8 protein-coding genes are annotated in these 14,840 nt (G+C 74.8%); 3 read left to right on the top strand and 5 right to left on the bottom strand.

Annotated features, from left to right (window positions below; genetic code table 11):
• Positions 1-9: 9 nt before the first annotated feature.
• The gene (locus tag NP048_RS12325; RefSeq protein WP_227575890.1) at positions 10-405 is read right to left on the bottom strand and encodes a Fur family transcriptional regulator; all 396 of its coding nucleotides are present in this window, start codon (positions 403-405) and stop codon (positions 10-12) included.
• A gap of 1,091 nt (positions 406-1,496) precedes the next feature.
• On the opposite strand from NP048_RS12325, the gene NP048_RS12320 reads away from it, so the two are divergent.
• The 3 genes from NP048_RS12320 to NP048_RS12310 all read left to right on the top strand — a co-directional run bounded on the left by NP048_RS12320 (position 1,497) and on the right by NP048_RS12310 (position 4,955).
• A complete protein-coding gene (locus tag NP048_RS12320; protein ID WP_227575889.1) occupies positions 1,497-1,673 on the top strand; it encodes a hypothetical protein in 177 nt (58 codons plus the stop codon).
• A gap of 728 nt (positions 1,674-2,401) precedes the next feature.
• Complete coding sequence (locus NP048_RS12315) at positions 2,402-4,771, top strand: carbon starvation CstA family protein (RefSeq protein ID WP_227575888.1); 2,370 nt, start codon at positions 2,402-2,404, stop codon at positions 4,769-4,771.
• Position 4,772: 1 nt separating this feature from the next.
• The gene (locus NP048_RS12310; RefSeq protein ID WP_227575887.1) at positions 4,773-4,955 is read left to right on the top strand and encodes a CstA-like transporter-associated (seleno)protein; all 183 of its coding nucleotides are present in this window, start codon (positions 4,773-4,775) and stop codon (positions 4,953-4,955) included.
• A gap of 69 nt (positions 4,956-5,024) precedes the next feature.
• Here the strand turns inward: NP048_RS12310 and recD are convergent, their stop codons facing one another.
• From recD to NP048_RS12290, 4 genes are all read right to left on the bottom strand, one after another.
• Positions 5,025-6,947: an exodeoxyribonuclease V subunit alpha gene (gene recD, locus NP048_RS12305; protein ID WP_227575886.1), complete on the bottom strand. Its 1,923-nt coding sequence runs from the start codon at positions 6,945-6,947 to the stop codon at positions 5,025-5,027.
• A complete protein-coding gene (locus tag NP048_RS12300; protein ID WP_227575885.1) occupies positions 6,944-10,402 on the bottom strand; it encodes a UvrD-helicase domain-containing protein in 3,459 nt (1,152 codons plus the stop codon). Before NP048_RS12300 ends, recD begins: the two co-directional genes overlap by 4 nt.
• Positions 10,399-13,857, bottom strand: coding sequence for an exodeoxyribonuclease V subunit gamma (gene recC, locus NP048_RS12295; RefSeq protein WP_227575884.1), 3,459 nt, complete (start codon positions 13,855-13,857; stop codon positions 10,399-10,401). The genes NP048_RS12300 and recC overlap by 4 nt, the downstream gene beginning before the upstream one ends.
• Positions 13,858-13,938: 81 nt before the next feature.
• Complete coding sequence (locus tag NP048_RS12290) at positions 13,939-14,760, bottom strand: glycerophosphodiester phosphodiesterase family protein (RefSeq protein WP_227575883.1); 822 nt, start codon at positions 14,758-14,760, stop codon at positions 13,939-13,941.
• Between the last annotated feature and the right edge of the window lie 80 nt (positions 14,761-14,840).

Here is a 14,840-nt window from a genome sequence, read left to right as displayed (position 1 = left end):
CCTGGGGCGTCAGGTGCCGGCGCAGTGGCGGCAGGTGCCCAGGAAGTCGATCGAGTGCTCGACGTCGGTGAAGTCGTGGGTCGCCGCGAGGGCCTCGACGATCTGCTCGAGCTCGGGGGCGGCGACGTCGACCGTGCGGCCGCACACGCGGCACACGAGGTGGTGGTGGTGCTCGGCGCGTGGCTCGCAGCGCAGGTACGTGTGCTCACCCGTGGGCTGCAGGAAGACCTCGAGCTGGCCCTGCTCCGCCATGGCGTTGAGCGCGCGGTACACGGTGGCCAGGCCGATCTCCTGCCCGCGTTCCTGCAGCATCTGGTGGATCTGCTGCGCGCTGCGGAACTCCTCGACGTCCTCCAGCAGCGCCGCGATCGCCACCCGCTGCCGCGTGACACGCTGGCCGATCATCCCCACACCTCCGAAAGCGTCCTGCCGGGTGCCGTGCCCGGTGCGTTCTCAACGAGACACCGTAGTTGAGAATTCCTCCCGGTTGCGACCCCGGCTCGTGAGGCGGACGCTGCGGTGCGCCAGTCGGTGTCGAGCGGCGATGCCGCGAGGTCGGTGCGACGCCGTACGTCGAACGGGCGAGCGCTGTCGTGCTCACCGACGTCAGGATCGGATCGTGCAGCGCACGCAGGCAGTCGCGGGAGAGTCGACCGGGCGGGTGCTGTCGTTGCCCGGTGGGGTGACGGTGAACCTGCCGGTGGCCGGTGCGGGGACGGGGCGCCACGCGGACTTGTCGCGTTACACCGTGAAGTTGCGACACGTCTTTCGATATCGTCCGATGAGGAGCGCATCGCGGACGGCGTTCAATGTTGACGCCGGGTACCACTCGGTCACGGGTAGGTGGAAGTAATGGCAGTCGCTGTCTTGTTCGCCTTGGGTCTACCGGGGATCGTCATGGTTCTCGGTTTTGGATTCTTCTATGGGAAGGGTGTCGCGGGTTACCAGTGGGGGCCATGGCGGCTCCTGATCGCACTTGTTGCGATAATCGCCGGTGTCGGGGGGATCGTCGCTGGCGTCGTCGCTCTCGATGAATGGCCCGTACCAGGAGGCGGTCCCTGGCAGCCCGCCCTCGGGGTGATAGGGCTAGCGATGGTGTTGGCTGGTGTGGCGTTCAGGTGGTGCGGTCCGGCGTACTCGGACTGGGTCAGGCGTCGCACCGCAGGGCATGTGTACCGCCAGATGAGCCCGCCGCCCCGGTTCCTTAGTCGAGTGGGTGCGCCTCTCGTTCTGATCGTTTCCGGGCTCGCGCTTGTGCTGCTTGCCGCGCGGGGGTAAGTGCAGAGCACGAGAAGAACGCGACTGGTCTGGCGGGGCAGGTGTTCCGCGTACGACCTCGACGGGCCGTCACGTGGCTCCATACAATGGCTCTGGCTCCCTCCGGAACGCATGCCGTTCCTGTCGAGGCAACCTCGCGGTACGTCCCGGTCGGACGATCTGGCGCTCAGCCGCTCAGCTCGGAATTGGCTACAACGCGACGAGGGGTTGAGTCAAGGATGGAGTATGCAGTGATCGGCGCCGGCGCGATCATGGTGGTGTTGACGCTCGTGGATGTGAAGCGTCGCACCTCCGACCAGACAGTGCTGGAGGCGTGGGCGAACCCGTCGGCTCTGCGGTCGGTGTCGCTGGTCGTCTTCCTGGGGCTGTTCTTTGTGTGGGTATTCGCGGAGTGACCGATCTAGCGCCTGTCGCTGGCGATGGACTGGGGTTGGAGGCCAGGTCTACGGTCGACGACACCGCACCCCGACGGCAGCGTGGACGGGCTCTGCACCCAGGTGCGCCGCGCGCGGGCCTCGTACCGAGCAGCTCCGGGATGCGCACGGACCCCCGACGGCTCGAACGCCGTGCACCTGCGCACGGTACGTGCCGTGGGTCGACGGACGTCGTGCTCGGTCCGACCGGCGTCGGGCAGGCCCGTCGCGAGCTGGACGACGGGAGGTCCGTCCCGCCGCTGGACGACCCGGCGGTCCTCGCTGTCGTGGCCGACCTCGTCGACCCGACGACGCGGCTGCGTCTCGGGCCACGGGCCCCCGCTGGAAAGGTCGTTCGTCCCTGGGGTGCACGTCCGTAGGGGCTTCGCACTGCCCGCCGACCGGCGGCAGCGACCGCGGGCGGACGTCGACCGGGTGAGAAGGGATGTGCACACCGCACCGGGACGTCCCCCCGGCCCGCGCTCCCGCCGGCCGCGGACGGTCGTTGACCAGCCAAGAGAGGTCGCGCAGCACGGCAAATGGCGCAAACGTGGCGCCGTGGCCGACGCGATGATTCGTGAGCACGAATCCGGGTGAATAACGAGTGCCATGAGTCCTGTACACGGCCCGGAGGTGACGTCCACGATGGTGCTGCTCAGGGCTGTCGGGCGGGCAACGATGGCCGCATCACCGTCACCAACGGAGTTGACATGACGACCACGCAAGAGCCGCGCGTGCCCGAGTACACGCCCGAGGAACAGGCCGAAATCCTGCGTGACGACGCCGGGGTACCCGTCGGCGTCGTCGAGAAGCCACGGTGGACCCCCGCGAAGATCGCCCTCTGGGTCGCGATCTCCCTGGTCGGCGCGTGCGGCTGGATGATGCTGGCGGTGGTCCGCGGCGAAGAGGTCAATACGATCTGGTTCGTCGTCACCGCGGTGTCGACGTACGCGATCGCGTACCGGTTCTACGCGCTGTACATCCAGCGGAAGATCATGCGCCCGGACGACAAGCGGGCGACCCCCGCCGAGCGCATCAACAACGGCCGTGACTTCGACCCCACCGACCGGCGCGTGCTCTACGGGCACCATTTCGCCGCCATCGCCGGTGCGGGGCCGCTCGTCGGGCCCGTGCTCGCGGCGCAGATGGGCTACCTGCCCGGCACGCTGTGGATCATCCTCGGCGTCGTCGTCGCCGGCGCGGTCCAGGACATGCTGGTGCTCTTCTACTCGATGCGTCGCGGCGGGCGGTCGCTGGGCCAGATGGCGCGCGACGAGATCGGGCGCTTCGGCGGCACGGTCGCGATCATCGTCGTGTTCGTCATGCTCATGATCGTCCTGGCCGTGCTCGCGCTGGTCTGCGTCAACGCGCTCGCCGAGTCCCCGTGGGGCGTCTTCTCGGTCGGCTGCACCATCCCGATCGCGCTGCTCATGGGCCTGTACCTGCGGTACCTGCGCCCGGGCCGCGTCACCGAGGTGTCGGTCATCGGGTTCGTCGCGCTGCTGGCGGCGATCATCGGCGGACGCTACGTCGCCGAGTCCTCGTGGGGTGACTTCTTCCACCTCACCCCGACGACGCTCGTCGTGTGCATGGTCATCTACGGGTTCTTCGCCGCCGTGCTGCCCGTGTGGCTGCTGCTCACGCCGCGCGACTACCTGTCGACGTTCATGAAGGTCGGGACGATCCTCCTGCTCGCCGTCGGCATCATCGTCGTGCGGCCCATCGCGCAGATGCCCGACGTCACCGAGTTCGCGTTCAACTCGGAGGGCCCGGTGTTCGCCGGGGCGCTCTTCCCGTTCCTGTTCATCACCATCGCCTGCGGCGCCCTGTCCGGCATGCACGCGATGGTCTCCTCCGGGACCACCCCCAAGATGGTCCAGAAGGAGTCGCAGGTCCGCATGATCGGGTACGGCGGCATGCTCATGGAGTCGTTCGTCGCCATCATGGCGCTGGCCGCCGCGGTCTCCCTCAACCAGGGCATCTACTTCTCGATGAACATGTCCCCGGCGTCGATCGAGCAGACGGCCGGCGAGCAGTACTCGGCCGACGGCACGGCCGAGGAGAACGCTGCGGCCGCCATCGCGAACCTCGGCGTCTCGGACCCGGCCGGCGACCAGCCGATCGTCACGTGGGACTCCGTCGTCGACGGTGAGGAAGTCACGCTCACGGGCGCCGCTGCTCTCGAGCAGGTCGCCAAGGACGTCGGCGAGCCGTCCATCGTGTCCCGCACGGGCGGTGCACCCACGCTCGCAGTCGGTATGGCGAACATCATGCACAGCGTCGTCGGCGGAAAAGCCATGATGTCGTTCTGGTACCACTTCGCGATCATGTTCGAAGCGTTGTTCATCCTGTCCGCAGTGGACGCGGTGACCCGCGTGGCGCGGTTCCAGCTGGGGGATGCCATCGGCAACCTGCTGCCGAAGTTCCGGGACCCGGGCTGGCGTCTCGGGTCGTGGCTCACGACGGGCGTCGTCGTGGCCTCGTGGGGATCGCTGCTGCTCATGGGCGTCACCGACCCCAACGGCGGTATCCGCACGCTGTTCCCGCTGTTCGGCATCGCCAACCAGCTCATCGCTGCGAGTGCGCTGACGATCGTCACGGTGATGGTCGTGAAGAAGGGCTTCGTGAAGTGGGCCTGGATCCCGTTGGTGCCGCTCGTGTTCGACACCGCGACCACGTTCACCGCGTCCTACCAGAAGATCTTCTCCAGCGACCTGGCGATCGGCTACTGGGCGCTGCACAACGCCACCAAGGACAAGATCGCGGCCGGCGGGCTCGACGAGCAGGCGCTCGCGAACGCCGAGGCCACCGTGCGCAACACCGCCATCCAGGGAACGCTGTCGATCCTGTTCGTCGTCCTCGTCGGGCTGCTCATGGCGACGGCCGTCGTGGCGGTCGTCAAGTCGCTGAAGGCCGGCGCGGCACGCGGGGACGAGGTCGACACGAGCGAGGACCCCGACGAGCCGTCGCACTTCTACGCGCCGTCCGGCCTGCTGGTGCCGACGCCGCTGGAGCGCAAGGTCGAGGCGGAGTACGCGGTGGTCGGCGACCCGAAGCTGATGGCAGGAGGGTCGCACTGAGATGAGGAAGGTGCTCCGTGCCGTGCGGTGGTACGTGCGGGAGATGACGGGTGAGGCGGCGTACGACCGGTACGTCGCAGCGCACGCCACCCGCCACGGCGACCACCCGCCGCTGACCCGCGCCCAGTGGTGGCGGGCACGCGACGACGCGCGCGAGCGCGTGGCGCACGAGAGCTGCTGCTGAGGCGACGGGCCCGGATCCGGGGTAGGCGAGAGCCGCCCGGGTCCGGGCCCCTCGCGCGCCCGGCGCCGGCTACCGCGCGAACCGCAGACCGCTCGCGCGACGCACCGGCCGTTCCACGGCCGCCCGCACGGCGTCGGCCGATCCGACGACGCGCACGTGCTCGCGCGCACGCGTGACAGCCGTGTAGAGCAGCTCGCGCGTGAGCAGGGGCGACGACGCGGGTGGCAGCAGGACGGTGACACCCGTGAACTGGCTGCCCTGGGCGCGGTGCACCGTCATGGCGTGCACGGGCTCGACGGCGGGCAGGCGGTGCGGGCGCACCAGACGCACCGCGCGCGGTTCGCCGAATGCCGCGACCACACCGCCGGCGCCGTCGGACACGATCACGCCGGTGTCACCGTTCGACAGGCCCGTCGTGCGGTCGTTGGCGGTGACGAGCAGGGGGCGGCCCACCGGCCACGGGCCGTGCTCGTGGTCACCGGTCGCCTCGGCGACCCAGCGCTCGGCGAGCGCGGCCCAGCGCCTCACACCGGCAGGTCCGCGGCGGTGCGCCAGCAGCAGCCGGTGCGCGTTCAGCGCCTCGAGCGCACCGGCGGCGTCACCCGCGCGCGCGGCAGCCGTGACCAGAGCGCCCGTCGACCCGACGTCGAGCCGCAGGCCGGGGACCTCGTCGTCGGCGGGTGTGACCCCTGCCGGCTCGACGAGGGAGGCGTGCGGACCGCCCGCGCGCAGCAGGGCGAGCGTCGAGTCGCCGTCGCCGCGGCGGACCGCGTCGGCGAGCGCGCCGAGGTCGTGACCGAAGCGGTGGGGTACGACGAGTCGGACCACACCGCCGTGCAGGGCGGCGGCGTCGCGGACGTCGGCGGGGGAGCCGCCCGGGACGTCGCCGGGCAGCACGGCGGCCAGCCGAGCCGGCAGCATCCGGCGGGCCGGCGGACGCGCGACGAGGTCGCCCAGCACCGCGCCCACCTCGACGGACGCGAGCTGGTCGGGGTCGCCGACGAGGACGAGCCGGGCGTCCGGACGCAGCGCGTCGAGCACGCGGGCGAGCAGCGGCAGGGACACCATCGACGCCTCGTCGAGGACGACCACGTCGTGCGGGAGTCGGTGCGTGCGGTCGTGCGCGAAGCGCGTGCTCGACGGGCGCCACCCCAGCAGGCGGTGCACCGTCGACGCCGTGAGCGGTGCGGCGGCGTCGGCGGTCTCGCCCGCCAATCGCGCGAGCTCGGCGTTCACGGCCTCCTGCAGGCGTGCAGCCGCCTTGCCCGTCGGTGCCGCGAGCGCGACCCGCAGGCCCGGGCCCGCGACGTCGCGCAGGACGGCGACCAGGCGAGCGACGGTCGTGGTCTTGCCCGTGCCGGGGCCGCCCGTGAGGACGGTGAGCCGGGACAGTGCCGCGGTCGCGGCGGCCAGGCGCTGGCGGGAGTCCTGCGGTCCGCCGAACCGCGCGTGCACCGCCGCGCGCAGAGCGGCGTCGTCGACGTCGAGCAGCCCGACGAGGCGCGCGTCGACGTCGCGGCGGACCACCTGCTCGTCGCGCCAGTACCTGTCGAGGTAGACGCGTCCGTCCACCCAGCGCACCGGCCGGTCGGCCGGGCCGTCGACGCCGTCGGCGAGCATCGGGCTGCGCCGCACGGCTGCGGTCCACTCCACGAGGTCCGGCCACGGCAGGGCGACGTCCGGCGGGGGAGCGTCGGGCTCGTCGCCGGAGCCCTCGGCCGCGAGCGTCGGCGCGTCGGCCAGATCGACGCAGACCGACCCGGCCCGCACGGCGCGCACCGCGAGCGCGGCCGCCAGGTGCACGGTCGGGTCATCCTCACCCGTGAGCTCTCCCAGCCGTTCGGCGACGCGCACGTCGGCGGACGTCAGGACGCCCGCGGCGGCGAACCCGGCGAGCAGCGCGCCCGCGCACCAGGGCCGACGCGGGTCGCCCGGGTCGGCGTCCGCGCCCGGCAGCGCGGACCGCACGTGCGTCCCGGTGTCCGTGCTCATCGTCCCGTCCTCCCGTCGAGGAGCGCCGAGAGCCCTTCGACCAGCGCCGATGGTGGCCGCCACGACACCACACCGCACGGTGACCCGTCGACGACCGGCGTGGCCGGACCGCACATGCCGCGCACGAACAGGTACACCCCGCCGCCCAGGTGCCGGTCCGGGTCGTACCCCGGCAGCCGCCACCGCAGGAACCGGTGCAGCCCGACCGTGTACAGCAGCAGCTGCAGGGGGTAGTGCGCGTCGAGCATCGCCACGCGCATCGCCTCGGGACGGTAGTGCCAGGCGGTCAGCGGCTCGTCGGGCGGGCCCAGCCGGTTGGTCTTGTAGTCGACGACGACGTACCGGGTGTCGCCGTCGACCTCGACGCGCAGGACGGCGTCGATGCTGCCCGTGAGGTACCCGCGCAGGGCACCGGGCCGCGTCGCCGGGTCGGCGTGCAGCGCGTCGAGCCGGCCGGCGTACGCCGCGAACGGGTCGTCGGACGGAAGGTGGACGCGCAGCAGGTCCGCGACGTCGCCCAGGGTCGCCGGACGCCGCCCGGACCCGTCCAGGTCACCCCCGGCGAGCGGCAGCTCGAGGTCGAGCTCCGCCAGCCGGTCGTGCGGCGGGACCTGCGCGAGCGTGCGCCCGCCCAGCAGCGGCCCACCCGGCGTGTGCAGCGAGGGCAGCAGGGCGTCCGCCAGGACGTCGGGGTCGAGGCCGAGCCCGCCGCCGTGCCCGGCCGCCTCGACGCAGCGTGCGCGCAGCTCGCCCACGAGGTCGTCGGCGGACGTGTCCACGCGCTCGAGCACGTGGTGCACGAGCGTGCCGAACGCCGTGCCGCCCGGCAGGTCGGTGAGGGGCGACCGCACGGCGCGCAGCGTCGCCACGACGACCGGGTCCGGCGTGGTGCGCGCGAGCACCTCGGGGTCGGGCTCGTCGCCGTACCCCGCGTGGGGCGGGGGTACCGGGACGGGCCCGTCCGCCTCGTCCTGGATCCCCGGCTCCTCCGGCTCGTCCGCGACGCCGACGCGGTCCGGCGCCGACGGCCCGGCCGGGCCCGCGTCGTGCGCGGCGGCCGTGATCCCCGAGTACGACGTGCGCCGCCACGTCGTGTCGACGCCCCGCCGCAGGCGCGCGACCTCCAGCGGCACGGCGTCACCGCGCGCCGGTTCCCACCGCACGGCCGGCGGCGGCGCGTCCACCGTCTCGTGGACGACCGTCCCGCCCGAGCGTGCCGCCAGGGCGTCGAAGCCCGCCGCCGCCTGGTCGTCGCGCGGCACGGGCACCGTGGCCGGCGGCAGCCCCTGCGCGTCGCGGGCCCCGAGCACGAGGCGGCCCACCGCGCCCGACGCCGACACCGTGCTGGGCGCCCACCACACGACGACCTGGCTGCTCGCGCGGGTCAGCGCGACGTACGCCAGCCGCAGGTCCTCACCCGCCTCCTCCGCCTGGTGGCGGGCCCGCGCGTCGTCGTAGCCGGGGCTGGCCGGTCCGCCGACGTGCAGGCGGCGGGTGCCGTCCGCGTCGTGGTACCGCAGCACGTTCGGCATGCGGGGGACGAACCGGTCCCACGCGAACGGGACCATCACCACCGGGAACTCCAGGCCTTTGGCGGCGTGCACGGTGACGACCTGGACGGCGGCCGCGTCGGTCTCCAGGCGCCGGCTGCGCTCCTCCGCGTAGTCGCCGGCGGCCTCGTCGATGCGCGCGCGCAGCCACTCCGTCAGTGCCGTCGCGCCCAGGCCCGCGTCCCGCGCGGCGGCGTGCAGCACCTCGCCCACGTGCCGCACGTCGGTGAGCGCGCGCTCACCGTCGACGCGTGCCGCGAGACGCTCGTGCAGCCCCGCCGCGGCGCTCGCCTGCAGCAGGGCGGCCACGCCCTGACCCGCCAGGACGTGCGACCAGCCGCGCAGCAGGTCCGCGAGGTCCTCGCGCTCGACGTCGCTCGCGCCGGCCAGGCGCGCGGCGTCCCAGCCGACGAAGGGCGTCAGCGCGGCCGCGGCGACGCGCGCGGGGTCACCGGTCGACGCCAGCGCGCTGAGGAGCAGCAACCAGTCCCGCGCCGCGGACGTCGCGAACACGCTCGACAGCCCGGACACCACCGCCGGCACGCCGGCGTCCACCAGCGCCTCGCGCACGGCCAGCGCGTCGGCGTTGCGTCGTGCGAGCACGGCGACGTCACCGGGCAGCACGGGACGCCACGCGTCCCCGTCGCGCAGCCGGCTGCCACGCAGCGTCCGGACGACCTGCGCGGCCACGTCGCGGTGCACGAGCGAGCGCACCACGTCCACGCGGGGGGCGGCGCTGCCGGCGTTCACCGCCCGGCGCGTGACGCGCCGCACGACGACGGGCGGGCCACCGTCGAGCCGGCGCCCGGTGCGCGCGGCCTCGACCGGGTGCACGACGATCCGCGGGTCACCGAGCGCCGCGCCGCCCAACAGGTGCGACAGCCCGTCGAGCACCGGCGGGTCGGCGCGCCAGCTGCGGCCCAGGGTCGACGTCGTCGCGACGTCGCGGGCCTCGAGGTAGGTGTGGACGTCCGCGCCCCGGAACGCGTAGATCGCCTGCTTGGGGTCGCCGATGAGCACGAGCGTGCGGTGCCCGTGGAAGGCGGTCCGCAGGATCTGCCACTGCACCTGGTCGGTGTCCTGGAACTCGTCGACCATGACGACCCGGTAGGGCGCGCGCACGCGCTCCGCCGCGGCCGCACCGGTCGTCGGGTCCGTGAGGGCCGCGTGCAGCAGCGTCAGCAGGTCGTCGTAGTCGACCACGTGCGCGGCGCGCCGCCGCCGGACGATCTCGCGCCGCGCGGCCCGCGCGAGGCGGAACCGGTGGTCCGGGGGCGTGCCCGCGGGTGCGTCGTCCGGCGCGAGCCGTGCCGCGTGGTCGCTCACGGCGGCGCGCGCCACCTCCCGCGCCTCGGCCACCGTCAGGACGGGTCGCTCCGCCCCCGCGTAGGCGGCGAGGTAGAGGTCGTCGACGACCTCCGCCTCGAGGTCCGCGACGTCGGGCAGGAGCGCGGCGCCGGGCTCGACGACGCCCCCGCCCGTCGTCGTGCCGAGCGCCCGCAGCATCTGCTGGCAGAAGCCGTGGGTCGTCGTGATCGTGGCCGCGTCCACCTCGGACAGCGCGACCGTCAGCCGGTCGCGCCGACGGACCAGCTCGGCGTCGTCGACGTCCGCGAGGTGCCGCACCAGCACGTCGTCGCTGGTGCGGGCCCCGGGGTCGCGCAACGCGCGCTCGGTGTCGACGAGCCGCGCACGGACGCGGTCGCGCAACTCGCTCGTCGCCATGCGGCCGAACGTCACCAGCAGCAGCTCGGGCAGGCGCGCGTGACCCTCGGCGACGTACCGGGCGGCCAGCGCCGCGATCGTGAAGGTCTTGCCGGTGCCCGCGCTCGCCTCGAGGACCGTGGTCCCCGTAGGCAGCGGGCCGCAGACGTCGAACACGTCCGGGCCGGTCGTCGGGCTCACGCGGGCCCCCGCCCCTCGTGCGTCAGGAGCGTGTCCCACACCGTGCGCGCGAGCGCACCGAACAGCGTGGGCTCCTCGGGCCACGCCGCACGGTCCGCCGACCCGGGGTCGCCCGCCACGCCCGTGAGCGTGAAGCCGTCGCCCCACGCGAGCACGTGGTACTCGTCGGTGTGCTCGAAGCGGTCCCGCAGCGCGTGCTCCGCGTCGGCCAGCGCACCGGCCGGGTCGTCGTGCCCGTGGCGGCGCTGCGCGTAGGTGCCCGCGGCGGCCACGGGCAGGGGGAGCGGCGCGCACATCGCGCGGTCACGCACGGCGACGAGGTCCGCGAGCAGGCGCCGGGCGTCCTCGACGGACGGGGGTGAGAGCCACGAGGTCGCGGCCGTGGCGCGCGACCCCGGGCCCCGCCCGACGGTCGCCGCACCCCGCACCGCAGGCGCCCCCGGGCTCGCGGCCAGCGCCAGCAGCCGGACCCACGCGCGCAACCGGTGCTTGGCGCCGAGCCGCGCGTACACCGCGCGGACCAGCACGTCCCCGTGCACGCCGGGCACCGTGCCGGTCAGGGTGCGTCCGCCCGGCAGCGCGACGGTGACGTCGACGGTCGTGGCCGGGACCGCCAGCACCGGGACGGCGGCGTCCGCGACCGCCGCGACGCGCGTCGCGACGTCGGCCAGCGCCGCGCCCCCGAGGTTGCCGGGCGGCACCTTGCCGCGGCGGCGCTCGGCCGCTGCGGCCCTGGTCAGGTCGACGCCGTCGAGCACCGCCGCGAGCAGCCGGTCGCCCGTGGCCCACCCGTCGAGCGGTGCCAGCGTCAACGGCAGGCGATCGTCGAGGTCCTCGGTCTCGCCCGGCACCAGCACGCCCAGCCGGCGTCGCACGAACGCCTTGACCGGGTGCTCGAGCGTGGACACGAGGTCGTCGAGGTCGACCACCGGCTCGTCGAGCGGGGGCAGCGGCGTCGTGAGCAGCGGCGGTCGCGGGCGGCGGGGCTCGCGCGCCACGGCCGCCGCGCGGCGGTCCACGTCGTCGAAGCTGAACGGCCCCGGCCGCCCCAGGGCCCCGGGGACGAAGTTGCGCTCGTCGACCGTCTGCAGCGGGTGGTGCACGACGAGCGCCTGGCGCGCCGTGCGGCCGGCCGGCAGCGCGACGGCCTCGTCGACCGCGTCCAGCAGCTCACCCACGGGCACGGCCGGGGGACGCGGCGCGCCGGTGCGCTCGTCGGCGCCGCTGTGCACCACCACGAGATGGTCGCCCGCGGCCATGACGGCGTCGAGGAACAGCTGCCGGTCCTCCGCGCGGCGGTCGCGCTCACCGACCAGCGGGTCGCGCGCGAGCACGTCGTCACCGTCGGGCGCGCCCGTGCGGGGGAACACGCCGTCGTCCATGCCGAGCAGGCACACGACGCGGTGGGGTACCGCGCGCATGGGCTCCAGCGAGCAGACCGTCAGGGCGCCGGTGCGGAAGCCGGCGCGCGTCGGGCGGCCCTCCAAGCGCGGTTCGAGCAGCGCGACGACGTCCGGCAGGCGCAGGGGCACGTCGCCCCCCGCGGCCGACGCGCGCGCGTCGGCGAGGACCCGGCGCGCCTCGACCTCCTGCCACGCTTCCGTCGGGTCGGCGGCCGCGAGCAGGACGAGCGCGCGCTCCAGCGTGTCGAACCACGCCGCGGCCGGGCGGACGCCCTCGAGCTCGTCGAGCAGTGCGGTCAGCCGGTCGACCAGCTCGGCGAACCGGCCTGCGAGGTCCACGTCCGTGCTGTCCACGTCGTCCAGCGGCAGCGCCGACCCGACGAACCGGTGGTCCTCCTCGGCCATCGCGACACCCAGCAGCAGGCGGTCCGTCGCCGTGCGCCACGTCCCCTGCGCGACCGCGCCCAGGCCGTACCGCGCGCGGCGGTCCTGGTCCTCGCCCCACCGCACGCCCGACTCCAGCGCCCACGCGCGCAGCCGCTCGGTGTCCGCGTCGTCGAAGCCGAAGCGCCGACGCACCGCGGGCAGGCCCGCGAGGTCCACGACGCCCGACGCCGTGACGCGGGAACCCGCGAGCGCCAGCAGCGCGGACAGCACGCGCAGCAGCGGGTTGGTCCGTGCCGGCGCGCGGTCGGCCACGCGGACGCGCAGCGTGCGGCCGGGGTGCACGGCGGGGCGTGCGGCACCCCGCGCCGCGCCCGCGTCGTCCGCCTCGCCCGGCGTCGCGGCGGCGCCGAACGCGGCGACGACCAGCGGCGCGAACGCCTCGACGTCCGGGCACAGCACCACCACGTCGCGCGGCTGCAGCGTGGGGTCGTCCGCCAGGAGCCCCAGGACGGCCTCCCGCAGCACCTCGACCTGCCGGCCGCGGCCGTGGCACGCGTGGACCTGGACCGTGCGGTCGTCCTCGGCGGCAGCCGCGCGGGTCGTCGGCCGCTCGTCCGCGCGCAGCGCCGCCTGCAGCGCTCCCAGGACCGTTGACGGCGGCGGCGGGGCCGGGTGGTGCGTGACCTGCGCGCCCGTCGCGGCCAGCCGCACCCCGAGCTCGGTCGCGTCGCGCGCGGCCGACGCGAGCAGCGGGTGGACGGCCACGCTCGGCACGTCCGCACGGCGTGGTGCCGTCGGCAGCGAGGGCCCCGGACCCACCGCCGCCGCGCGCTGCCACAGGACGGGCGACGGGTGCGGCAGCCACAGGTGCACGTCGCGGTGCACCGCGAGCGCGGTCAGCACGTCGACGTGCGCCTGCGGCAGCCGTGTCGGGCCCAGCACGGAGAGCCGTGGCGGCAGGTCGCACCGGTCCGGGTCGTCGCGTAGCACCCGGCACGCGTCGGCGAGGAGCTCGGCCGGGCTCGGCGCGTCGACCGTCGCCCGTACCGCGCGCCACAGCGGCGCCTGCCAGGCCACGTCCGCGGGCAGGGGCGCGCCCGCGCCGTCCTCCTGGCGCCCGGCGGCCCAGGCGACGACCAGCGACGGTCGCTGCGTCGCGTACGCGGCGAACGCTCCCGCGATCCGCTGCGCCAGGCGCAGCCGTCGCCCGGCCCGCACGGCGTCGCGCGCACCCGGCTCGTCCTGCAGGTGCCGGGCGAGGGGCGCACCCCACGCCGTCCCGGACGCCACCGCGTCGTCGACCGCCCGCAGCACGTGCCACACCAGGCGCTCGGGCTCCCACGGGTCGTCGTCGCGTGCCGTTCCCGTGGCAGCGGCCACGGTGTCGCGCACGAGCCGCGTGGGCGGGTCGAAGTCGATGCGTGCGCACACCCCGGCCTCGCCGCCCGGTCCGGCCCCGAGGCGGTGGGAGAGCCGCTGCGCGACCCAGCGCTCGACGCCGCGCGTCGGCACGGCGACGACCTCGCGCGCGAACGGGTCGGTGCCCGGCGGGACGTCGGCGAGCAGGTCGGCGAGCGCGTCCACCAGCACGTCCGTGCGCTCGGACGTGTGGACCCGCAACAGGCCGGGGGAGCCGTGCGCCCGTGCGTGCCCCGTCGTCGTCACGCGTCGCACGCTAGCGAACCGCGCCGACACCGCAGTCCCTGTCCACAGCCTGGGTCTGCACCGCGCCCCGCTCGTGCGGGGTCAGGTCCAGGCGCCGCGCGAGCGCAGCACGTCACGCAGGAGGTCCGCGCGGTCGGTGACCAGACCGTCGACCCCCAGGTCGAGCAGGCGGTGCATCTCGGCCGGGTCGTTCACCGTCCACACGTGCACGTGACGGCCGGCCGCGTGCGCCGCGGCGACCGTGCTCGCGTCGACCACGCGTAGGCGCCCCTGTGCGACCGGTACCTGCATCGCGTCGACGTCCCGCAGCGCGCGGGCCGCCAGGCGCCCCGCTCGGGCCCGGTGCGACACGAGGAACCGTGCGACCTCCGCCGACGCCGCCGACGTGGCCACCGGCCGGCTGAGCCGGGCGAGCGTCTCGCGCCGGCGGGACCCGGAGAACGACGTCACGCACACGCGGTCGTGCGACGCGGTCCGCTCGATCGCGTGCGCCACGGGCACGATCGCGTGCTCGCTCTTGACGTCGATGTTCACGCGCAGGCCCGGCCACGTGCCCAGCACGTCCTCCAACCGCGGCACGGGGTCGACCCCGCCGATGAGCGCACGCCCGACGACCGACCACGGCAGCTCGGAGACGAGCCCCTCCGCGTCGGTCGTGCGGTCCAGCGTCTCGTCGTGCAGCGCGACGGCGACGTCGTCGGACGTCGCGTGGGCGTCCGTCTCGACGTACCGGAAGCCCAGGTCCACGGCGGCGGCGAACGCCGTCAGCGAGTTCTCCCGCCCGTCGAGCGCGAACCCGCGGTGCGCGAGCGCGACGACGCCGCTGGGGTCGTCGAAGTACGGGTGGGACGCGAGCGACGGCGCTCGCTCAGGGCTGTCGTCGACGTCGTCACCCGTGTGCACGTCACCACTCTCACCCGTCCGGGGCCTGGGGACGGCGGCGGCGGCCGGGTTTTCACCCGGTCGCCGCCGTCGCGTCACGA

This window comes from Cellulomonas xiejunii (genome assembly GCF_024508315.1).
Taxonomy (GTDB): domain Bacteria; phylum Actinomycetota; class Actinomycetes; order Actinomycetales; family Cellulomonadaceae; genus Cellulomonas; species Cellulomonas xiejunii.
This window is presented reverse-complemented; position numbering and strand designations above follow the sequence as displayed.